We start from the raw sequence: 22,346 nt of genomic DNA, 5'->3' as shown, positions 1-22,346 counted from the left end.
CCATGTCCGAGATGACGCAGGCGATGTGCTTCCTCGCCGGTGCGAACTCCATCTTCACCGGCGACAAGCTGCTCACCGCGCCCAACGCAGGCGATGACAACGACTTGGCGATGTTCGCGCGCCTTGGTCTCAAGCCGATGGCGATCGAAATCACCCCGGCAGACGTCGTGGCGCAGCGCATGCCCCAGGGCTACGCGAAGCTTTAGTTCATGCCCGAACGGAGCTGAAGTCGGGCTTCCGACGTTCCAGGAAGGCAGCGATACCTTCTCGGCTCTCTGCGGTCCCGCCAGCTGCCATGATCGAGTGGACTTCTCTCGCGAGATGGTCCTCGAACCTCCCTTCGTAACTTGCCAGCAGCAGTTCCCGGGCGCCGCCGATGGCGCTGGTCGCCATACCGGCGAGCCGCTCTGCCTCTGCGCGGCCAATCTCCGCCAGCGCATCATCGTCGACGACGCTCGACACCAGTCCCATCTGCAGGGCGGCTTCGGCATCGACCAGACGATTGGTTATGATCATCTGCTGCGCGCGGCGCATCCCGACGAGACGAGGCAGGAGCCAACTCATGCCCCCGTCCGGCGTCAAGCCCACCGCACCGTAGGCGGCGAGAAACGTCGCAGACCGCGCCGCGATAACGATATCACCGCAGATCGCCAGGCTCAGCCCCGCGCCTGCTGCCGGCCCATTCACGAGGGTCACCACAGGAACCCGAAGCCTCATGAGCTTGGCGATCGCCTCGTGTAACGTGGTCGCGAGTTCATCCAGGTAGGCCGGAACATTCGTGTTCTCAGCGAAACAGGCGATATCGCCTCCGCCGCAAAACAGCTTTCCAGCGCCGGTGAGGGTCACACATCGAACGTCAGGGTCCGTCTCAACCGCCGCAACGGCACTACGCAGCTCCTGGGCTAGCGAAAGATCAACGGAGTTGCCTTGTTTGGGTCGCGACAAAGTTATGGCAGCGATCGGTCCCTGCACGTTCATTGTCACTGCTTTGGCGGTCATGTGCGCTTACTCCTCTGCCTACTTTGCTCATGCGAACCTTGCACAAGCGAGCGCAGCGATCGACCATAATCGTCGGACGAAATGAGACATGTTCAAATGTGCTAGACCTGCTGGCCTAGCTGCAGGTTGCGGCCGCAAGCAGGTGCTGTGCACGCGCCGCGGCCAGGCTGATCGCCGGCGAACCTCATGGGCAGGCGTAAAATGACTCGCTTTTTTGCGGCTGGGAGTAATCACCGCGAAAGCTGTTTGCTTTGCGAGGGTACGAACAACGCCGAAGCAAAACTTCGTCTCAATACCGTCCTTGCTTGGTGCCGTTGCGGCGGATCTGATCGACTGCCTCGGCATAATCCGCTTTGCCGAAGATGGCGGTGCCCGCGACGATGACGTCGGCTCCGGCCTGGACCACCGAAGCGACCGTCGCTGGGTCCTGCCCGCCATCGACTTCGATGTGCGGATTGAGGCCCCGCTCCTCGCACAACGCACGCAAGGAGGCGATCTTGGGCAGCATCTCGGGCAGGAACTTTTGGCCACCGAAGCCGGGATTCACCGTCATAACCAGGACGATGTCGACCAGATGCAGCACGTGTTCGATCCAGGCGAGCGGTGTCGCCGGGTCGATCACCACGCCCGGACGCTTGCCGAGTTCGCGCACCTGGCTGAGGACTCGGTGGAGATGGACGGTGGAACCTGGCTCAGCCTGGACGAGCAGATGGTCGGCGCCCGCCTCGGCATAGGCCTGGAGCGAGCGTTCGGGCTCGACCACCATGAGGTGCACGTTCAGCGGCCTGGTTGCGGCGCGCTTGATCGCCCGCACGACCGCTGGACCGAAAGAGATCTCCGGCACGAAACGCCCGTCCATGATATCGACGTGGATCCAATCGGCACCGGCGCGCTCGACGGCCCGGACCTCGTCCGCCAGGTGCCCGAAGTCAGCTGCGAGCACCGAGGGGGCGATCAGAAGCGGGCGGCTCATCGCGCGGTAAGCCGTGGCAGCACCAGGCGGTCGATCGCATCGGCTACGCCATCGTCCTCGTTGGAGGCTGCGACTGCGCTGGCGGCGGCGCGCACGTTGTCGGGTGCTTGTCCCATCGCAACGGAATACCCGGCCACCTTGAACATGGCCAAGTCGTTATTCTGGTCACCGAACACGGCGAGGTCGCTCAGCGAGACGCCATAAGCCGCCGCGAGCGCGGTGACACCGGCGCCCTTGTTGCCGCCTGGCGCGGTCACGTCGAGGTAGTAGGGCTGCGAGCGCACGACGTTGGCAGAGGCGCCCAGTTCGCCCGCCACCCTGGCTTCGAGCTCGGCCAAGCCGTCGTGATCGTCGCTTACCGCGACGATCTTGTCCGCGCGCGCCGTGAGCGAGGCAAACTCAGATCGGATCACCGGTTCCTGATTGGCCGCGAGCCGCTCGCGGGGAACGTACTGGTTCTCGGTCGTCTGGGCGTACCACTTGCCGTCCGCGAACAGCCAGGGTGTCACGCCGGGCTGGTCGATGAGTGTCAGCACGCGCGCGGCAATATCGGGATCGATGTGCTCGGCGGTGACCACGGCGCCGTCGGGCTGGACGATCGTGCCGCCGTTGAACGCGCCGATAGGCGCAGTGAGACCCAGCTTCTGCGCGATCCACAGCATACCCGAGGGCGGCCGCGCGCTGATGAGGCTGAAGGCGAGACCTGCCGCCTGCGCCCGCCCCACCGCAGCGACGACGCCGTCGCTGAGCGTCTTGTCATGGCGGACGAGCGTGCCGTCGATGTCGGAGACGATGAGGCGCACGGTCATGACAGCGCGTGCCAGGCTCTGGCATCACGCTCCAGCAAGGCGTCGGCGCTCGCCGGACCCGCGCTGCCGGCGGCGTAGCCTTCCGGTTCGCCCTCCGCCGCCCAGGCATCGAGCACCGGCTGCACCGCGCGCCAGCCGCCTTCAATCTGGTCGGCGCGCTGGAACAGGGTCTGGTCGCCGATCAGGACGTCGTACAGCAGCGTCTCGTAGCCGGTGCGGTGTCCCATCTCGAATGCGTCGGCATAGCGGAAATCCATCGAGACCGGCGCGGTCTCCATCAGCGGCCCGGGCTTCTTCGCCACGAAGGCGAGCGAGATGCCCTCCTGAGGCTGGATCTGCAGCACCAGCCGGTTGGGCGGCAGCGCGTCGTCGCGTGGGAACAGCGCCACCGGCACCTCGCGGAACTGCACCACGATCTCGGTGTCGCGCGCGGTCAGGCCCTTGCCGGTGCGCAAGTAGAACGGCACGCCGGTCCATCGCCAGGTCTCGACCGCGAGCTTGAGTGCGACATACGTCTCGGTGCGGCTGTCGGGCGCAACGTCGCTCTCCTCGCGATACGCCGGCACGGTCTCGTCGCCAATCGTGCCGGCCTGGTAGCGACCGCGAGCGGCGTCCTCGGGCGCGATTGGGCGGACGGCAGCGATCAGCTTGGCCTTCTCGGTGCGGATCGCTTCTGCGTCCGAGCTATTGGGCGGCTCCATGCCGATCATCGCCAGCAGCTGGAACAAGTGATTGGGCACCATGTCGCGCAGCGCGCCGGTAGCGTCGTAGAACTTGCCCCGCGTGCCGACCGTCACCGTTTCAGCGGCGGTAATCTGCACGTGGTCGACGTAGCGGTTGTTCCACACGGCCTCGAGCAAGGCGTTGCCGAACCGCGCGACCATGATGTTCTGCACCGTCTCTTTTCCCAAGAAATGGTCGATCCGGTAGAACTGGTCCTCCCCGCCCCGCGCCAGGATCTGCTTGTTCAGCGCCTGCGCGGAGGCGAGATCGGTGCCGAACGGCTTTTCGATCACGACCCGGCGAAAGCCGTCCTTCTGGTCGAGCAAGCCCGCTTCGCCCAACCGGTCGACGATCGTGCCGAAGAAGCCCGGCGCCGTGGCCAAATAGAAGACGGCATTGCCCTTCACCTTGTCGGCAATCGCCTGATACGCGGCCGGATCGGTGAAATCGCCCTTCAGATAATGCACCTTCGGCTTCAGCGCGTCCCAGCCGGCATCGTTCTCCACGAACTCGTCCAGAACGTCGACCAGCTGCGCATCATCGCTGTCGTGATAGCTGACGCCCAGCAGCGTGGTGTCGTCCGCCAGCAGCCCCTCGCGCTGGAGGTTCGCCAGCGCCGGCACCAGAAGCCGCTTGGTCAGGTCACCCAGCGCGCCGAAGATGACGAGAGTGGCGGGCGGCGCCGTCTCTGCATCGCTCATTGCGGCAGTTCGACGTGACCGCCGAAACCGTAGCGCATGGCCGAGAGCAGCTTGTCGCCGAACGTGGTGTCGACACGGCTGCGATAGCGCGCGAACAAGGCGGCGCTCAGGACGTAGGCGGGCACCGCCTCTTCCATCGCGGCATCGATTGTCCACTGCCCCTCGCCGCTGTCGGACACGCGGCCGGTGTAGGCATCGAGGTGATGATCCTTGGCGAGCGCAGCGGCACTGAGGTCGAGCAGCCAGGACGAGATCACGCTGCCGCGACGCCAGACTTCGGCGACGTCGGTCAGGTTGATGTCGAAGCGCTCCTCTGGCGCGAGCTTGTCGGACGCCTTACCCTTGAGGATGTCGAAGCCCTCGGCATAGGCCTGCATCAGCCCGTACTCGATGCCGTTGTGCACCATCTTGACGAAGTGCCCGGCGCCCGCAGGTCCGGCGTGGATGTAGCCCTTCTCGGCGCGGGGGTCCTCGTCGGAGTCGATGCGGTCGGGCGTGCGCGGGATTGTGCCGTAGCCGGGCGCCAGGCTGTCGAAGATCGGATCCAGCAGGTCGACCGTCTCCTTGTCGCCCCCGATCATCATGCAATAGCCGCGCTCCAAGCCCCACACGCCGCCCGAGGTGCCGACGTCGACATACTTGAGCTGCTTGTCGCGTAAGGCTGCGGCGCGGCGGATGTCGTCCTTGTAGAAGGTGTTGCCGCCATCAATGATGATGTCGCCGGGTCCGGACAGCTTGGCCAACGCCTCGATCGTACTTTCCGTCGGCGCGCCGGCGGGGAGCATGACCCAGAAGATGCGCGGGGACTGCAGCTTGGCCGCGATGTCCTCCAGCGAGGTCGCCCCCGTGGCGCCTTCGGCGGTGAGAGCCGCGACCGCAGGCTCATTGCGGTCGTACGCGACGATCTCGTGTCCGCCGCGCATCAGGCGGCGCGCGATATTGGCTCCCATCCGGCCGAGGCCGATCATGGCTAGACGCATCGAAAATTCCTTCAGTTCTGAACGGCGGCGAGGACGGCGGCTTGGAGAGCGGCCAGGCCGGCTCCGCCCTGCTTCAAGTGGACCCGCAGCACGCGCTGGCCGCGGCTGGCGAGTACGTCGGTGTCGCCGCGAGCTTGGGCGATCTGGACGGTGCCGAAGCTGGCCTCGCGGCCGGGCACGGCAAGGTCCGGATCGGGATCGCGGGTGATCGTGAGGAAGGCACCAGTCGCTGGGCCACCCTTGTAGGCCTGCCCGGTCGAGTGCAGGAAGCGCGGGCCGAAGCCGGCGACGGTCGCGACCTTCTTGGCGTCGCGTACGGCGGTGCGCATCGCCGCGATGGCTGCGGCGTCTTCCTCGTCGCGCTCGATGTAAGCGAGGAAGCCGGAGTAGTGACCGGTCGAGAGATTGGCGAAGTGCCGGCGCAGCAGGTCCGCAGCGTTGCCAGATGCGCTCTCGCCCTTGGCGACGAACACGGCAAAGTCGTCGGTCTCGGCCGCGGCGGTTTCCGGCTCCAGCGTGCCGCTCGCCTCATAGGCGTCGACCAGCTTGCGCGTGGCGACCTTGGCGTCCTCGACGTCGGGCTGGTCGAAGGGGTCGATGCCGATCACTGCGCCGGCGATCGCGGTGGCGACTTCCCAGCGGTAGAACTCCTGGCCGATCAGTTCGGGTTTGGCCACCTTGATCGTCACCAGCGGTTGGCCGGCATCGGTCAGCGCCTTGAGGCCGGCTTCCAATTCGACGTCCTCGTCGCCTTCCAGGTGGAAGTGCACGAACAGCCGGTCCTGGCCGTAGCTCTCGGGCTTCCCGAGCGGCTCCAGGTCGACCGGCACGATGCCCTTGCCCTGCTTGCCCGTGGACTCCGCCAGCAGCTGCTCCAGCCAGGCGCCGAACGGCACCAGGCTCTTGGACGGCAAGATCGTCAGCTTGTCGCGACCGGAGACCGCCGCCTCGCCGATGATGACGCCCAGCTTCACGCCGGGATTGTGCGCGGGCGGGGCGTCCGCTCCGCACGAGAACACCATCGGCGCGACAGACTCGTAGAATGCGGGAACGTCGATGCCCATCGCCGCAGCTGGCACCATGCCGAACGCAGAGAGCACCGAGTAGCGGCCTCCGATTGCCGGATCGCCCGGGAAGACATGCGCGAAGCCGTCCTGCCTGGCGGTCGCCTCCAGCTTGGAGCCGGGATCGGTCACGGCAACAAAGTGGCTGCCCTGCCCGCCTGACTTGTCCCAGAAGAACGCGCGCAGCAGTTCGGGCTCCAGGGTCGAGCCGGACTTCGACGAGACGATGAACAGCGTCTCCGTGGGATCGATCGCGGCAAGCACGGTACCAATCTGGCCCGGATCGGTGGTATCGAGCACGTGCAGCTTGGGGCCACCCTCCTCCGAGCCGAGGATCAGCGCGATCACTTCGGGTCCTAGGCTGGAGCCTCCCATGCCGAGCAGCACCGCATCCTTGAACTTGCGCGCCTCGCCGGCAAGCGTCTTCAGCGCTGCGGGATCGACCTGCTCGCCCTTGGCAGCAGCGATCCAGCCCAGCCACTTGCCCTCGTCCTTGCCGGTCCACAGCGAAGCGTCGCCCTGCGCCAATCGGCGCGACCACGCCTCGGCTCGCGCCTGCTCCAGCCGCTTGTCGACAGCGTCCTGCAAAGCTTGGGGCAGAGTGGCGCCCATGCCGTTCAGCCGCTCGCCGAGGAACGTCGCGCGCTTTTCAGCGACGGCCCCGAGCAGCGTATCAGCGGCATCGGCGAACAGCGTGACACCCGCCTTGACCAGCCCGGTGGTGACATCCCCCAGCTTGAGGCCGAGGCGCTCGGCCTCGTCCAGCACATGCCGCGCCTCGTCGATGTTCTCGGTCAGGGTCTGGTGCACGGTGCCATGGTCGCGAAAGGCGTCCATGGTCTTGGGCGGCATCGTGTTGACCGTGTCGGGCCCGATCAACGTGTCGATGTAGAGCGTGTCGGGATAGTTTGGGTCCTTGACGCCAGTAGAGGCCCAGAGCAGCCGCTGCGGCATCGCGCCTTTGGCCGCGAGCGCCTGCCAGCGATCGGACGCGATCAGCTCCTGGTACCAGACGTAGGCGAGCTTGGCGTTGGCGATGGCGACCTTGCCGCGCACGGCCTTCAGCGCCTCGCTCTCGGCGTCTCCGGCTGCGACCCGCTTGTCGATGGCCTTGTCGATCTCGGCATCTATGCGGCTGACGAAGAAGCTCGCCACGCTGGCGATGCGGTCGATCGGCTCGCCCTTCTTCACCCGCGCCTCGAGCCCGGCGACGTAAGCCTCGGCGACTTGCTGATAGGCGTGAAGCGAAAACAGCAGCGTGACGTTGATGTTCAGCCCGTCCTCGATCAGCGTGCGGATCGCCGGGACGCCAGCCTCGGTGCCCGGCACCTTGACCATCAGGTTCGGCTCGGCGACCGCTTGCCACAGGCGGCGCGCTTCCTCGACCGTCTCCTGCGTGCCGTTGGCCAGATAGGGTGAGACTTCAAGGCTGACGTAGCCGTCGCGCCCGTCCAGCCGGTCGTAGACCGGCCGCAAGTCGGCGGCCGCCGCCTTGATGTCGGCAATCGCCTCATGCTCGTAAGTGTTCGCGACCGAGGCATCCGCCTTGCCGAGGAACTCGGTGAAGCCCGCGTCATAGGCTTCGCCATGCCCCATCGCCTTTTCGAAGATCGACGGGTTGGAAGTGACGCCGGTGGCGCCGTCCTCCGCGATCAGCTTCCTCAGGCCACCATCGGCCAGGAACTTGCGATCGACGAAGTCGAGCCACGGCGCCTGGCCGAGATCCGATAGCTGCTTGAGACGGCTGGTCATGCGTTGTTCTCGATGAGCTTGCGCGCGACGGCGCAGATGTTGTCGACGGTGAAGCCGAACTTTTCCTGAAGCTTGGCGAGCGGGGCGGACGCGCCGAAGGTGCTCATGGTGATCGTGCCGCCGTCATGCCCGACGTAGCGATCCCAGCCCATCGAGCCGGCCTGCTCGACCGCCAGGCGCGCGCGTACTGCGTTGGGGAACACCACTTCATGGTAGGCCTTGTCCTGCTTTTCAAACAAGTACCAACTCGGCAGCGAGACGACGCGCGATTTGACACCTTCTGCCGTCAATTTCTCGTGCGCGGCGACCACCATCGGCAGTTCGCTACCGGTGCCGATCAGGATGATCTCGGGCGTGCCCTCGCAATCGCCCAGGACGTAGCCGCCCTTCTCCAAGCCATCAGCGGAGGCGTACTTCTCGCGGTCCAGAGTGGCGATCGCCTGGCGCGAGAAGATCAGTGCGGTCGGCTCGTGGGTATGGCTGAGCGCGACCTTCCACGCGGCGGCGACTTCGTTGGCATCGCCCGGCCGGATCGTGTCCAGCCCCGGGATCGCCCGCAGCGTGGCTAAGTGCTCGATCGGCTGGTGAGTGGGCCCGTCCTCGCCGACACCGATAGAGTCGTGGGTGAACACGAAGACCACCGGCAACTCCATGATCGCGGCGAGGCGGATCGGCGCGCGCATGTAGTCGGCGAAGACGAGGAAGGTGCCGGTGTAAGAACGCAAATACGACAGCGCCATGCCGTTGGCGATCGACCCCATCGCATGCTCGCGCACGCCGAAGTGGAAGTTGCGGCCCGAGTAGTCGTTCGGCTCGAACGAGCCCGCGCCCTGGAACGTAAGGTTGGTCTTGGTCGACGGCGCGAGGTCGGCGGCGCCGCCCATCAGCATGGGCACGTGCGGGGCGATGGCGTTCAGCACCTTCCCGCCGCTATCTCGCGAGGCGAGGCCCTTCGCATCGGCGGGGAACGTCGGGATCTCGGCCTGCCAGCCGTCGGGCAGCTTGCCGCGGCGCAGCAGGTCGAGTTCGGCGGCCTGCTCAGGAAAGCTCTGGCGATAGCGCTCGAACGTCGCTTCCCATTCTTCGCGCAGCGGCTTGCCGCGCCCGGCTACGGCTTGGGTGAAGTGCTCCTTGACGCCATCGGGCACGTAGAACTGCTTGTCCTCGGGCCAGCCGTACGCCTTCTTGGTTGCGCGCACGTTGTCCTCGCCCAGCGCCTCGCCATGCGCCTTTTCGCTGCCGGCTCGGGGAGAGCCCCAGCCGATCACCGAGTGGACGACGATGAAGGTCGGGCGGTCGTCGGTGGCGCGGAATGTCTCGATCGCCTTGCCGAACGCGGCGGTGTCGTTGGCGTCGTCGACGTGGATGACGTTCCATCCGTACGCCTCGAAGCGCTTGCCGACGTCTTCGGTGAAGGCGATGTCGGTGCCGCCTTCGATAGTGATGTGGTTGCTGTCGTAGACCCAGCACAAGTTCGACAGCTTCAGGTGCCCGGCGACCGAAGCTGCCTCGGCCGAGACGCCTTCCATCATGTCGCCGTCGCCGCACAGAACGTAGACGTCGTGGTCGAACAAGTCGAAGCCGTCCCGGTTGAACCGTGAAGCCAGCGCCCGCTCCGCAATCGCCATACCGACCGAGTTGCCGCAACCCTGGCCCAGCGGCCCGGTGGTCGTCTCGACACCAGTGGTCATGCGGTATTCGGGATGGCCTGGCGTCTTCGAGCTCAGCTGGCGGAACTGCTCGATGTCGCTGAGGCTGACGGCAGGCTCACCGGTCTTGTTGCCGTCAGCATCGATCTCCTCGACGCTGGCGAGGTGCAGCACCGCGTAGAGCAGCATCGAGGCGTGGCCGACGGAGAGCACGAAGCGGTCGCGGTTGGGCCAGTCGGGTGCGGCCGGATCGTAGCGGATGAAGTCCTTCCACAACGTGTACGCGACGGGCGCCAGCGCCATGGGCGTGCCTGGATGACCCGAGTTGGCCTTCTGCACCGCATCCATGGCGAGAGTGCGAATAGTGTCGATGGCGAGGCGATCCGGAGAGCCGTCCTCGTGGACGGCGTCGGTCGAAGCGGTCGTAGCGGTCATGGAAGTCCTCGGCGGTTTGTGCCTGAAACGACGGAGGACGGGGAAGGATGCCGCAGTGCGATATGCCCCGCCGCAGTTTATTTACGGCCGGTCGCAGCGCTCGACACCGCCGGCCACCCCAACATAGATCGTGTCGATCTCGCTGAGGAACAAGCCATGGCCCAGCACCCCAGGGATGCGGGCGAGTCGGTCGGCAAGATTGGCCGGATCATTAATCACGGCGAAGTGGCAGTCGATGATCAGATTGCCTTGGTCGGTGCGAAACGGCAGCGCTTCCTTGCACCGCAAGACGGCCCGCGCGCCGAGTTCGCCTGCACGTCGCAGCGCCAGGGCTTGCGCCATCGGCAGCACTTCCACAGGAACCGGCCGTGCACCGATTTGTCGCACGCGCTTCGACGCATCGGCGATGGCAATCATCCGGTCGGCGGCGTCGGCCACGATCTTCTCTTGCAGCATAGCGCCACCACCGCCTTTGATGGCGCGTAGCTGTCCGTCGATCTCGTCGACGCCATCGATCGCGAGATCGATCCGATCGAAGTCCTGGAGTTCGACGACTTCAATGCCGGCCAACATGGCCGCGTGCGCTGTCGCCTTCGATGTCGCGACTGCACGGATCGCCAGACCGTCTCGAACCCGGCGCGCGACTTCGGAGACCGCATATGCTGCCGTGCTCCCCGTCCCCAGGCCGATCAGCATGCCATCTGTAATCTCAGCAACCGCGGCACTCGCTGCAGCACGCTTCTGAACTTCGAACTCGGGCTGCTTTACCATGACTGCAACGATCTCGGCAGGGGTAGAGGCTTGCTAGCACGCCCCCCTTCGGCCCACCACGAGCAGTGAACGCGTCAGCGAGCAGTACGACAGACGCGCGCACCGCTCGCGCCATTGCCAATGTGCAAACAGCAAGAATGGACAACGTTCCAGGGGTTGAGCCGAAAACGCAGGTACATAAGCACCATTAGCCGCATCACCTTCGGCGATTGGTTAAAGCACTAAAGCGGGCTAGCTGGCTTGTGACCGCGCGGCATTCACCAGCCTTCCTGGCTTACCAGCTGCTGCACTCAATCTGACAAAGCTGACAAGGCAGGTTGCGAAACGCTGCCATCGCCGACCAATCGATGGCTTCTCGCGAGGTCGATGATGGCAGCGATACGCACTCGAGCAGGGGTCTTGCCGAGTACGCCACCGCCGTTTGGGGCTTTGCCTGCACTCTGACAATGCGATGCCTGTGACTAGATCCCTGGTAGTGACTAGATCCCTGGTAGCTTTGCACTTGATCGCGTTGCCACGTCACGCGGCCGCTGACTGTCGGCCGGTGCCCATCCGGCGCTTGGTACGAGATAACTAATCTACCAACGCAAAGATACCAGGAACGCCGGGCCGCGCCAAGAACAAGCCGCGCATCGTAATCTTCGCCGCGATGCTCGTGACGCTGAGCAGCCTATCGCTGCCGATCGTGTCGGGCTTCACCATGGTGGCGATTACCCAGTCGATTGCCGCTGCGGCCGGCGCGTTGTTCGCGCCGGCTATCTCGGCCATCACTTTGGGGCTGGTTGGGCCGAAGATGTTCGCCAAGCGAGTCGGCCGCAACGAAGCTTTCAATCACGCCGGCAATGCGGTTTCGGCCGGGTTAGCGGGCGTGCTGGCCTGGAAGTTCGGGCCGGTCGTCGTCTTCTGGCTCATGGCCGGGCTGACGGTCGCGAGCATCTTCGTGTCACTGCAGATCGACAACAGCGCCATCGACAATGCGGTCGCACGCGGGCTCGACTGCGAACCCGAGGAGGGATGCGAAGAGCCGAGTGGCTGGAAGACGCTGCTGGGGAACCGCACGCTGATGATCTTTGCGCTCACGACATTCACTTTCCACTTGTCCAATGCCGCAATGTTGACTTCGGTCAGTCAGCTGCTTGGGCGTACCGTTGGCAAGGACCAGGCCACCTTGCTGACCGCGGCCTGTATCGTTGCAGCGCAACTCGTCATGGTGCCGGTCGCGATCGTCGTCGGGCGCAACGCCGCGCGCTGGGGCACCAAGCCGATCTTCCTCGTCGCATTTGCCTTTCTTGCGGCGCGCGGCATGCTTTACACCTTTTCGAACGACCCATGGTGGTTGGTCGGGGTGCAGGCACTGGATGGGATCGGCGCAGGCATCATCGGCGCCCTGTTCCCGGTGATCGTTGCCGACCTGACCCAAGGCAGCGGGCGGTTCAACGTGAGCCAGGGTGTCTTCTCCAGCGTGTTCGGGCTTGGTGCGGCGCTGTCGGCGACACTGGCCGGCGCGATCATCGTGTGGGCCGGGCATACCGCCAGCTTCCTGACGCTTGCAGGGATCGCCGCCGCGGGGTTCATCCTATACCTCATCGCCATGCCGGAAACGCACAAGTGACCCAAGCCACGTCCAATCCCTGGCGCCGCCCAGGTCGGCGTACGGCATGAACCCCGCCACGGGCGCCACTTGGGGCATCTGCGCCGTCTCTACCACCGCCGTGATCGCGCGTCCGTTCCGCTGGCCAGAAGCCATCTGGGCAGTCGCCGGTGCGTTGCTCCTGCTCCTGCTCGGCCTTATGCCGTTGGCTGCCGCCGGCGCCGCGGTGGCCAAGGGGCTGGACGTCTACCTTTTCCTGGTCGGCATGATGCTGCTCAGCGAAGTCGCGCGCGCGGAAGGACTGTTCGACTGGGTTGCCGCAACCGCCGCGATCCATGCCCGAGGGTCGACCGCCAGGCTGTTCGCGCTCGTCTATGCAACGGGGATCGTGACGACGCCCTTCTTGTCGAACGACGCGACGGCGGTGGTGCTGACGCCCGCAGTCTATGCCGCTGCCAGGAAAGCAAAGGCGGGTACGCTGCCACTGCTGTTCGCCTGCGCGCTGATTGCGAATGCCGCCAGCTTCGTGCTGCCGATCTCAAACCCGGCCAACCTCGTGCTCTACGGCGGGCACATGCCACCGCTGCGGCAATGGTTGGCATCGTTCGCATTGCCGTCGGTCGCGTCGATCGTCGTGACCTTCCTTGCGCTGCGCTGGATTGAGCGCGACCGGCTTGCCGGCACCTGCCAGAGCGAAGTCGAGCGTGCCCCGCTGACCACCGGTGGCAAGGCCGCGTTGGCCGGGATCGTGACAACTGCCATCCTGCTGTTGGTGGTGTCCGCGCTCGATCGGGAGCTCGGGTTGCCGACCGCTTTCGCGGGACTCAGCACGACGCTAGCGGTGTGTCTGATCGCACGCTCGCCGCCGCTGCCGCTGCTCAAGGGCATCTCGTGGAGCGTGCTGCCGCTCGTCGCGGGGCTGTTTGTGCTGGTCGAGGCGCTGCAACTGACCGGAGTGATCGCCTGGATCGCGCAAGGCATCCGCGACGCCTTGGTCGACCCGGCGCATGGGGCTGCGGCGGCAGGGACGATCTTGGCGTTCGCATCCAACCTGGTGAACAACCTGCCTGCCGGACTTGTCGCCAGCACCGCGGTAACCCAGGCGCAGCCGCCGCAACTGGTCGTCGACGGGCTGTTGATCGGTGTCGATCTAGGACCGAACCTGTCGATCACCGGTAGCCTGGCGACGATACTATGGCTCCAGGCGATCCGGCGTGAGGGCGAGGACGTCGGGTTTTGGCGCTTCCTGAGAGTAGGCGCCGTGACGATGCCGCTGGCGCTCACCGCAGCGCTCACCGCGAGGTTACTGATTGGCTAGAGCGAGCATGCGGAAAAATGACTCGGGTCGTGAGGACCCACGCTCAGACGTCGGCGGCCCGCTTTGCGTTTTGCAACTTAGACTGTCGGTCCAGGGCTCCCCGCGTTGCCATGGCAGCAAGACTATCGAGGGCGGCCGGCCGCCGTTGGGCGGAGCAGCCGCAAGTTCGGCAGGGTGGCGTTGGGGCCGAGCTTGTCGGCGTCAAGATCGGCTCAAGAGAGCTAGCCGCGAGGCTCAGAGCACATCAGGGAAAAGCTTGGCGTTCCAGCGGGCAGTCAGCCCGAAGATGCGGAAAAAACGTCGGCAGTCCGCGTTGAGCCACCATCGGGCGTCAGCACCACGCCGCCGCCGAGCTTGCGCGAGCGCTCGCGTCGTAGCGGTTCGGTGCCAATGGCAGTTGGCGGCGCCCAGCTGCCGTGCCCAACCCCGGCACGCCTTCCATCAGTCGTTCTTGAAAACAAACCACTGAACCGAACCCAATCGTTTGGACGACAGTCACGTGCCGGGTTGCTGCGTAGTGTCAGGGCTTCATGCAGGTTGGTGAAAGCCCATGCAGACATCTACCGAAACGATACGGTCCTGATCATCGAAGGCGTAGATGGAAATGGAGCGGAGCGTATTCACTGTTCCATCCGGCCGCTCACTGCGTTCGTCTAGGTCGAGGTAGACCACATCGCCAGCTTCCGTCGCGCGGAACAGCGTATTGTCGTAGACTCCGCCGACATCCTTCCATTGCACCAAAAGTTCGCGGTAGGCGGGCCAACGTAGTTCTTGATCGCGTTCATTGCCGCGGCGGACGAACCGATCGGGGTCGATCATCGGGACCAGCACATCCCAGTCATCGTCGGTAGTGCCGTTGACGATGGCCTTCATCCGGTCACCCCAGTCCAGCGCCTTGCGCACGCGCTCGCTTCTGATCTCGTCCTGCCTCGTCCAGTCACCAGCCATGTCTCTCCCCTTCCATCGTGTTCTCCGCCTCGCTTGTGGGACGGCGTTCCTGCTGTGTCGGCGTGCTAAGTCTCGTATGTCGATTTTGACCTGTCTGCCGAGGTTTAACGGTCCGGCGTAACGAACGGAGCAGGTCGTTACTCGCGGTCAACCCATGCCGACGCGCAGGTTCTCGCCGGATGCGTCGACCGCCAAGATCGCGGCACCGGCGGAGGTTTCCGCATGCGTGCGCTCGAGCTTTCGATAGGTGAAGCGCCACTGCCCGTCTGAGCCACGCACATAGCGCTCATGGTAGAACCCAAAGCCACGAAGCCACTGCTTTTCCCCGTCTCGATACCAGAACAGGTTGTCCTCCATCGCCCACACACCGGTGGCGTTGTTGCGGTCCTGAAACTCAATGACCGGTGTGTGGCAATGATGGACAGTGGTGACGTTCGCCATGTGCACGGCAAGTGCATCGGCGGCAGCCCTTCCCCCGACGATGGGTTTGTCGCCAATCGACATGGCAACATAATCATCGCTGTGAAGGCGGGCATATGTGTCCCAGTCCTTGCGATCGACCGCATGATCGCGTCGACCTTTCAATTCGCGGATCGCCTGCAGTTCGACCAGGCGTTCCAGATCGCTCATGTCGCTCATGTCGAGCCTCTCCTCAGCATTGGGCGTTTGCAGAGTGCATCGCGTTGACCGCGTGTGGCGCAGCCTCCTGATCGTGCATCCCGCCGATGGTTAGAGCATGATCTGCCCCCCGTCGGCGTTGATGGTCTGCCCGGTAACGTAGTGCCCATCGTCGCTTGCCAGGAACACGGCGATCGGCGCGATATCCTCATCCGGACGACCGAAGCGGCGCAGCGAGATCTCATCGTAGTACTTCTGAGCGCGCACCGGGTTGGCGTTCAGCGCCTTCTCGGCCGACGGGCTGAGCGCCGCGGGATTGATGACGTTCACGCGGATGCCGAACTGGCCCCACTCACGAGCGGCCGAGCGCGAAAGGCCGCGGATGCCTTCCTTGTTGGCGCCGTAGATGCCATCGCCCGGCTCGCCGTAGATGCCCTGTCGCGTGCCGAAGTTGATCACCGATCCGCCCCGCTCCTTCAGATGCGGAAAAGCGGCCTGCATGTGATAGAGAGTTCCGAACAAGCCCGAACCAAACGTGAGTTGGATGGACTCTTCGGTAATGTCTTCGATCTTGGCCTGACGCGTAGCCTGCGCGTTATTGACGAGGATGTCGACACGACCGAACCGTTCGACCGCGGTCTGCACCGTGCGTTGCGCGTCTTCACGGCTTGCGACGTCTGCCTGAACGCCGATGACCTGGGCGCCGTCGGTGCTAAGCTGGCGCGCAGCTGCCTCGATGGCATCAGCCCGCCTGCTCGAGATCACCACCGATGCACCCTCACGCGCAAAGGCACGTGCCATGGCGAGCCCGATGCCTTGGCTGCCGCCAGTCACGATCGCTACCCGTCCCGCTAATCTGCTCATCAGTCGTCCTTCTTCGCTGCCCGCCTGCTCTGCGGGCTCTTATAATTTACTGCGTCGTTGATTTCAGAGCGGCGCATCGGCCCATTGCTCGCTCTCACCCGGTTTGAGGCGCGTGCCCGGCACCAGACCGGCCCTGGTCGTCAGGTCGAAGCCGATCGGATCGACGCCATCTTCGAGTTGCACGCCGAACGCAGCCAGTGCCCAGCCGAGCATGACGTACTGTCCGAGCACGAAGATCAGGTCCATCAGCTGCTGGGTGTCGAAGTGCTCGGCTAAGACTGCCCAAGTCGCGTCCTGCACGCGCGAACGTGACCAGAGGTCATCGACACAGCGCAATACGGCCGCATCCAACTCGCTCCAGGATCCAGCATCGGGGCCGACGCTGACGTCGGCGATCTGTTCAAGCGTCATGCCAAGGTTCAGCGCGTAACCGACATGGTAATGCCACTCGTACTGCGACTTCATGTGCCAGGCGACGCGAAGCGTAACCAATTCGCGCGCCCAAGCCGGCGCGGTGTTGTCGATCAGCACGTGCTTGCCAAAGCGATTGAAGGCCATGGCAAGCGGGGGATGGTTTGCCAGCACCATCTGGCTGTTGGTGCGCGAGCCGTTCTCCCAGGCACCCGGCTCGCCCCAGAACGCGAAGACCTCACGCGCGGCATCCGTCCATTGCTCGCGAGCAAGCGGAGGGATGCGGACAGGCGTTTCTGACCATGCAGCATCGCCCTTTTCCATGGCCGACAGATCCTCTCCGATGCGCTTTGGCGTGACGCTGAACGGCGCGTCCGCTCATCTTAGGCGAGTGCCTAACATCGATCGGAGGGGCTCGGCAAGGGTGCTCCTGCCGAGATGCTTGCACCACATACCCGATCATGGAAGGACAGCAGGAGGAGGGAGCAAGCTTGAGCCGTGAAGCCATTTTAGACGCCGCCGAGGCAATCCTGCGTGACGAGGGCTATGCTGCCGTAAGTTCGCGCAAAGTCGCCGCAGTCGCGGGTCTGAAGTCGAAGCTGGTGCACTATTACTTCAAGACCATGGACGAGCTGTTCCTGGCACTGCTGCGCCGCGTTGAGGAGCAACACTTCGCTGAGTTGCGCAAGGCAACGGCGTCAGGCGAACCGCTGCGCGCATTGTGGCACCTCAGCACCGATCCTACTGTGCCCAAGTTGCACAAGGAGTTCGTTGCACTGGCCACCCACCACGAACAACTGCGCCAGGAGATCGCCCGCTCCGCGCAACGCACGCGCCAGGTCTACGCAGCCGCTGCCGAGAGCGCTCTGATCGTTGCCGGGTTGAGCACAAGCATGTTTCCCCCGGTCGCGATCGGCATGATGCTGGACGGCATCTCGCGCGTGCTCAGCACCGACAAGATCCTGGGATTGGACAGCGGGCACGCGGACGCGATTGCGCTGGTAGAAACATTGCTCAACCGCCTGAGTGTGTCGCGATGTGAGGAGACGACGGACGCCCAGCAGCAGATCTGAAGCGAGCGCCCGCCACAAATCGCCATCGTGACCAAGAGTGAAAATGACAAACGTCCAGCGGCGCTTCGGCGCCGTTGCCTTTTGCAGCACCAGCAGAAGGGGTTCTTATCCACGCCGCCCTATCAAAGGGACCGCAAAGAAAGGCGTCCTAAGTGACTGTTAGTAGACACCTGCACGCTCTCCGAAGGCCGGATTGTCAATCTATGCCGTGCAGTTCTGCGCCGCATTCCGCATGGATCAAAGGAAACACGTCAACTTGAAGTCAGCTGGCGGAGCGGGAGGGATTCGAACCCTCGATACGCTTTTGGCGTATACTCACTTTCCAGGCGAGCGCCTTCGACCACTCGGCCACCGCTCCGCATGCACTGGATAGGGTGCGGCCCCTAGCGCGTGGCGGGGGGTTACGCAAGCGATGCGCTCGTGGCATCAGCATGGCATGTCGTGGAAATTCGGATTGGCCGTGCTTGCCCTGGTGGGCGGCGTCTCGTGGGCGGACTTTGCTATGGGCGCGGAGGGTGCTGCGGATGGCGCGCCTGCGGCCGCCTCGGCGTCGTCGAGCAAGGGTGCTGCTCCGGCTGCTGCCCCCCTCACGCCTGCGCAGATTGTGGCGGCGGCGCCTCATGGGCAGTGGGTGGCGATTGCGCCTGAGGACCTACTGGTGGTCGAGCTGGCGCCACGCGAAACAGTCCGAAGCGAGCTGGTGGCGGTCGCGGCGCAAGCCGCGTCGGGCGACCCTACGACGCCCACGGCGACACGCGCCACACCTGCCGCTGCGGCTCCTATTGCGCCTGGCTCTTCCCCCGCCGCCGGGCTCACTGCGATCGCCGACGCGGCGACCACCCCTGCCGCGGCGCCGCGGCGGGTCGTCATTCAGCTGATCGGGCCGCCTTACTCGCAAGGCTGGGTCGCGAACATGCGGGTGCTTGCGGCCGAGCACTGGTGGGATGGGCTGGCGATCGTGCGCGCGCAAGACAACTACGTCGTGCAGTGGGGCGATCCGGAGAGCGTCAACCCGGCGCTGGCGCGCCCGCTTCCTGGCATGCTCCAGAAGATGCCGCAGGCCGACTACGTGGCGGGAAAGCCCGGCGATTGCGGGCGCTTCGCCGCGATCTGCCCGCCCGCCTCGCTCGCATACTTCACCAGCGAGGACATCCGCGACGCCTACGCCGACAGCGCTGGCTTCGTCGCGGGCTGGCCGGTGGCGGTGAAAGGCGCGCGCAGTTGGCCGGTGCACTGCTATGGCAGCGTGGGCGTGGGCCGCGACATGGCGCCCGATACCGGCACGGGCGCCGAGCTCTATGCCGTGATCGGCCAGGCACCCCGGCAGCTGGACCGCAACATCGCCGTGGTCGGGCGCGTTATCGAAGGTATCGAGTGGCTCTCGTCCCTGCCGCGGGGGACGGCCGAGCTGGGCTTCTACGCGACGCCTGCCGAGCGCACCGGCATCCTCTCGATCCGGCCCGGCAACGAGGTTCCGGACCTGCCGCGCTACGAGTATCTTTCGACCAGCGGCGCCAGCTTTGCGCAATACGTGCATGCGCGGGCCAATCGGCAGGACGACTTCTACATCCAGCCGGCCGGGTCGGTGGACGTGTGCAACGTGCCGGTGCCCGTCCGCAAGGCCAAGCCGCCCGTGGTTCCGACGAGCAGGAAGAAGCAGGCCAAGTAGCGCGCGGCGTTTGCCGGTTCAGCCAAGCGCCTCGCGCAGGGCGGCCACGACCTTGGCGTCGCTGAGATAGCCGCGGATCGCGTGCGGGTCGTCCTCCGGTCCGGCCACGTCGGCCCAGTTCTCGATTCCGTCGGCAAAGGTGGACTTCGTCAGCCCCTGCCCCAGCGCGACGAAATCATCCTTGTCGTAGGCGTTGAGCCAGCGCTTCACCCCGGCCGGCGGCGTGAATGCCGGGCCGAGCGCCTTGCGCACCGTGCGCAGCGAGAGCGGCGAGCCGAGCGTGACGAACAGCGGCACTTCCAGCCCCCGCCCCTCCAGCGCCAGCCGCCGCAGGAGCTTGAAGGACACGATGGTGCCCAGCGAATGCGCGACGACGATGACGGGCCCGGTGTCGAAGTGCGGCGCGACGATCGCGTCGACCTGCTCGGCAGCGCCCGGCTTTTTCAGGTAGATCCACGCCTGGTGCAGCACCTTGAGGGCAAAGTCGCCATGCAGCGGCGACACGCGCTCGATCACGCGGGCGATCGCGTTGGAGCGCCGGTCCATGCTCAGCAGGCCCTGGTCGGTGGTGGCAGAGATGACCGCCTCTTCCGCGTCCACGTCGTCCTCGTCGATGCGCGCGTCGCGGTCGGCGATCTCCTCCAGGCCTTCGGACAGGAATGCTTCTTCGCCAGTAGACACGGGCGCATCCCCCTGCGCTACGGCAGGACCGCCCTTGCGGCCCGACAGCTCCCACAGCACGTCGCCGTAGAACGGCACGTCGGGTTCCAGGGCTGCTCCGGCGTAGCCTGCGGTCTGGAGCGCGGGAGCAAGCGCGTCCAGCCATTCGGCGCGCAGCGCCTCGCTGCTCTTGCCTTGCTGGTGAATGCCATGGACGAACACGATTCGGGGCGTGGGGCGAGTCATGCTGCATACTCCAGAATACGGGTGAGTGCCTCGGCGCCGGCAGGATCGAGCGTGGTGAGCGGCGCCGGCCGCAGGCGTGGCGCAAGCGCGGCGAGGTCGGGATGGACGAGCGCGGGACAGGCACGGTCGAGCAGGAACCACCCCTGGCGCAGCAAGGGCACGCGACCGGCGACCGGAAGCTCGGTCTGCGGAGCTGCGGCGAACAGGCCCGCCATCAGACGCTGCTCGCGCGAACGTGGCTTGCGGGCCGGTACTGCCGAGACCTGCGCCATCAGGGTGCCGTCGGAGCCACAGGTCGCTTGCGCGTGGCACAGCAAGGCGATGTCGAACGGCAGCGGCGCCAGACGCGCGGCATAGACATGCGCCAGCCTGCGGACCATTTCCTGCTGTCCGGCGCCGTAGAACACGTAGGCGGCGAGCACTCCGAGCATCGGATCGAACACCTGGCCCTGTTCCAGCTGCGCCAACCATTGCAGAGCATCGTCGGCGTCGCTTACGGCCAGCCGCTCATGCGCCTGGATATCTTCCGAGGTCAGCAGCTTGGACGGGTCGAGGAACAGCGGGCGCATGCTGGCGACCAGCGCACCTTCCGGTGCTGTGCAGACACTGGTGATGGAGCCGGCCTGCACGCAAGTCGCCACGCTGTCGCCGCTGGGGACGCGTACGAGCGCCCAGGCCGACTGACCGTCCTGCAGCGGACCGTCGGGTCCAGACACCCGCCAGCTGCCAGGAAAGTGGCCGTCCGCTTCGAAGCGGTAGCCGGACGCGCAGGCCACGCCGGTCACTTGCAAGCCGGTCACGGTGAGGCCGCACTGCGTTTCATAATGCGTTGCGCGTTGGGTCTGCGTGGCCGCCTGCACTAAGGCCGCGGCACGGGTCGCACGCGCTTCGGCGGTCTTGGCGGCCATGTCCGCTTCAGTGGCGATCTGCGCCATTTCGCTGTCAGTCATGATCGGAGAAGGCGGGGCCGGCTCCGGTTCGGGCTCAGGTGGCGGCTCGGCGGCATCGAACTCGAACGCCGCGGCGTCCGCTCCGATGCTGGCACCTCGGTCCTCGCCGCGAACCAGGCCGCTCGGCGCGCCGAACGACTTCAGCAGTGCCTCGGACTGCGCATCGTCGGAGCCTTGCCCGCTCGTCGCGCCGGTGCCCGGCCAAGGGTCTAGAGGCGACAACTGCATCTTGGCAAGTTGCTCGCGGGAGACGTAGACATCGTTGGGATCGATCCAGCACGGGTAGACGCGCGGGCGCATGTCGACGTCGAACTGGCGAGCGCGGCTGGGGACGGTCTCCCTCAGGTATTTCGCCATGCTGTCGCTGGTCACGCGGTCGTCCTCGAAGCAGGACTCGCCGGCGCCGTGCAGGGCCTCCAGCAGCACCGAGGTGAAGATGCAGCGCGCCGGCGCCTCGGCCGTGGCGCGCACCATGAAGGCAGAGCTCAACGGCGGCACCGCCAGGAACTGGTCGATGTCGACCTGGTCGAAGCTGTTGGGATCGTAGGGCCCGAGCGGCACGACCGGCACCGGCGTCATGTTGACGTTCCAGGTGGCGATCATCGGGCTGCGGCAAGCGTCGGAGATGATCGCGATCTGGCCCGGCTTCTCACCGGTGAGGTAGGTCTGCAGCAGCGCCTGCAGCTTGGCCAAACCGATCGCCAGCTGGTCGCTGTAGCTGTCGGACAGCAGCCACATTTCGCCATCGGCCGCAGACTGCATGCCATGGCCGGCGAAGTAGACCAGCAGCCGCTGCGGCGGTTCGGCCGGCCCGCCTCGATCCACGCCGTCGTTGGCCGTGGGCAGGAGGCGCATCAGCGCGGCCTTGATGCGCCCGACATCCACCGGAGTGAACGTGTCCTTCCCCTCACTGCCGGGCACATCGTCGCGATCGGTGACGAGCTCGACCTGGTAGCCGGCCGCCTTGGCCCAGGCCGCCATGGCCCGCGCGCCGTTCACTGCGCCTGGCAGCTTGCCAAGTCCGGGGCCGCCGGTCCGCTCTATGCCGATGGCTATGCACGCGTTAACCACGCATATTCCCCTGCTCCTGGCGAGAGCCTATCCCCTTGATGCACAAATAAAGCCACTTGCAGCGACAGTAA

Annotated in this window: 18 protein-coding genes, 1 tRNA gene and 1 pseudogene; 5 read left to right on the top strand and 15 right to left on the bottom strand. The window is 65.5% G+C overall.

The annotated features are described in order from the left end of the window. Positions 1 to 206, top strand: a pseudogene (locus GV044_RS20345) (biotin synthase); the annotation flags it as partial. Position 207: 1 nt separating this feature from the next. On the opposite strand, the gene GV044_RS20340 reads toward GV044_RS20345, so the two are convergent. The 8 genes from GV044_RS20340 to rpiA form a co-directional block, all read right to left on the bottom strand. Beyond that, positions 208 to 999, bottom strand: coding sequence for an enoyl-CoA hydratase/isomerase family protein (locus GV044_RS20340; protein WP_159874299.1), 792 nt, complete (start codon positions 997 to 999; stop codon positions 208 to 210). Positions 1,000 to 1,288: 289 nt separating this feature from the next. Beyond that, positions 1,289 to 1,972 (bottom strand): ribulose-phosphate 3-epimerase, encoded by a 684-nt coding sequence (gene rpe / locus GV044_RS20335; RefSeq protein ID WP_159874298.1) that lies wholly within the window; start codon positions 1,970 to 1,972, stop codon positions 1,289 to 1,291. Then, positions 1,969 to 2,781 (bottom strand): Cof-type HAD-IIB family hydrolase, encoded by an 813-nt coding sequence (locus tag GV044_RS20330; protein ID WP_159874297.1) that lies wholly within the window; start codon positions 2,779 to 2,781, stop codon positions 1,969 to 1,971. Before GV044_RS20330 ends, rpe begins: the two co-directional genes overlap by 4 nt. Continuing rightward, positions 2,778 to 4,205, bottom strand: coding sequence for a glucose-6-phosphate dehydrogenase (gene zwf, locus GV044_RS20325; RefSeq protein ID WP_159874296.1), 1,428 nt, complete (start codon positions 4,203 to 4,205; stop codon positions 2,778 to 2,780). Before zwf ends, GV044_RS20330 begins: the two co-directional genes overlap by 4 nt. Further along, a complete protein-coding gene (gnd, locus tag GV044_RS20320) occupies positions 4,202 to 5,185 on the bottom strand; it encodes a phosphogluconate dehydrogenase (NAD(+)-dependent, decarboxylating) (protein ID WP_159874295.1) in 984 nt (327 codons plus the stop codon). The genes zwf and gnd overlap by 4 nt, the downstream gene beginning before the upstream one ends. An 11-nt stretch (positions 5,186 to 5,196) precedes the next feature. Beyond that, entirely contained in the window at positions 5,197 to 8,001 is a 2,805-nt protein-coding gene (locus tag GV044_RS20315) for a bifunctional transaldolase/phosoglucose isomerase (RefSeq protein ID WP_159874294.1), read from the bottom strand. Further along, entirely contained in the window at positions 7,998 to 10,085 is a 2,088-nt protein-coding gene (gene tkt / locus GV044_RS20310; RefSeq protein WP_159874293.1) for a transketolase, read from the bottom strand. Before tkt ends, GV044_RS20315 begins: the two co-directional genes overlap by 4 nt. 81 nt (positions 10,086 to 10,166) lie before the next feature. Continuing rightward, a complete protein-coding gene (rpiA, locus tag GV044_RS20305; protein WP_159874292.1) occupies positions 10,167 to 10,856 on the bottom strand; it encodes a ribose-5-phosphate isomerase RpiA in 690 nt (229 codons plus the stop codon). 649 nt (positions 10,857 to 11,505) lie between these two features. Between rpiA and GV044_RS20300 the strand changes: the two genes are divergently transcribed. Together GV044_RS20300 and GV044_RS20295 are read left to right on the top strand one after the other, a co-directional pair. Further along, positions 11,506 to 12,468 carry an MFS transporter gene (locus GV044_RS20300; protein ID WP_236555142.1) on the top strand — a complete coding sequence of 321 codons (963 nt, stop codon included), beginning with the start codon at positions 11,506 to 11,508 and terminating at the stop codon, positions 12,466 to 12,468. Positions 12,469 to 12,514: 46 nt separating this feature from the next. Then, complete coding sequence (locus GV044_RS20295) at positions 12,515 to 13,765, top strand: arsenic transporter (protein ID WP_159874291.1); 1,251 nt, start codon at positions 12,515 to 12,517, stop codon at positions 13,763 to 13,765. Positions 13,766 to 14,293: 528 nt separating this feature from the next. On the opposite strand, the gene GV044_RS20290 is transcribed toward GV044_RS20295, so the two are convergent. From GV044_RS20290 to GV044_RS20275, 4 genes are all read right to left on the bottom strand, one after another. Then, positions 14,294 to 14,713 (bottom strand): hypothetical protein, encoded by a 420-nt coding sequence (locus tag GV044_RS20290; RefSeq protein ID WP_159874290.1) that lies wholly within the window; start codon positions 14,711 to 14,713, stop codon positions 14,294 to 14,296. A 147-nt stretch (positions 14,714 to 14,860) separates the two neighbouring features. After that, positions 14,861 to 15,352, bottom strand: a complete 492-nt coding sequence (locus GV044_RS20285) for a nuclear transport factor 2 family protein (protein WP_159874289.1) — start codon at positions 15,350 to 15,352, stop codon at positions 14,861 to 14,863. 90 nt (positions 15,353 to 15,442) lie between these two features. Then, a complete protein-coding gene (locus GV044_RS20280; RefSeq protein WP_159874288.1) occupies positions 15,443 to 16,195 on the bottom strand; it encodes an SDR family NAD(P)-dependent oxidoreductase in 753 nt (250 codons plus the stop codon). Between the two features lie 63 nt (positions 16,196 to 16,258). Then, entirely contained in the window at positions 16,259 to 16,930 is a 672-nt protein-coding gene (locus GV044_RS20275) for a carboxymuconolactone decarboxylase family protein (protein ID WP_159874287.1), read from the bottom strand. 167 nt (positions 16,931 to 17,097) lie between these two features. Between GV044_RS20275 and GV044_RS20270 the strand changes: the two genes are divergently transcribed. After that, on the top strand, positions 17,098 to 17,679 hold the full coding sequence (locus tag GV044_RS20270; RefSeq protein WP_159874286.1) for a TetR/AcrR family transcriptional regulator: 582 nt from the start codon (positions 17,098 to 17,100) through the stop codon (positions 17,677 to 17,679). Positions 17,680 to 17,946: 267 nt separating this feature from the next. Here GV044_RS20270 and GV044_RS20265 read toward each other — a convergent pair. Then, positions 17,947 to 18,037: transfer RNA gene (locus GV044_RS20265), tRNA-Ser, on the bottom strand. Between the two features lie 78 nt (positions 18,038 to 18,115). Here GV044_RS20265 and GV044_RS22460 point away from each other — a divergent pair. Then, a complete protein-coding gene (locus tag GV044_RS22460; protein ID WP_236555141.1) occupies positions 18,116 to 19,348 on the top strand; it encodes a peptidylprolyl isomerase in 1,233 nt (410 codons plus the stop codon). Between the two features lie 18 nt (positions 19,349 to 19,366). Here the strand turns inward: GV044_RS22460 and GV044_RS20255 are convergent, their stop codons facing one another. Together GV044_RS20255 and GV044_RS20250 are read right to left on the bottom strand one after the other, a co-directional pair. After that, complete coding sequence (locus GV044_RS20255) at positions 19,367 to 20,230, bottom strand: hypothetical protein (RefSeq protein WP_159874285.1); 864 nt, start codon at positions 20,228 to 20,230, stop codon at positions 19,367 to 19,369. A 20-nt stretch (positions 20,231 to 20,250) separates the two neighbouring features. Continuing rightward, positions 20,251 to 22,275 (bottom strand): caspase family protein, encoded by a 2,025-nt coding sequence (locus GV044_RS20250; protein WP_159874284.1) that lies wholly within the window; start codon positions 22,273 to 22,275, stop codon positions 20,251 to 20,253. Between the last annotated feature and the right edge of the window lie 71 nt (positions 22,276 to 22,346).

Source organism: Novosphingobium sp. 9U (assembly GCF_902506425.1).
GTDB lineage: Bacteria > Pseudomonadota > Alphaproteobacteria > Sphingomonadales > Sphingomonadaceae > Novosphingobium.
The sequence above is the reverse complement of the archived record's forward strand: the minus strand, read 5'-3'. Positions and strand labels throughout refer to the sequence as shown.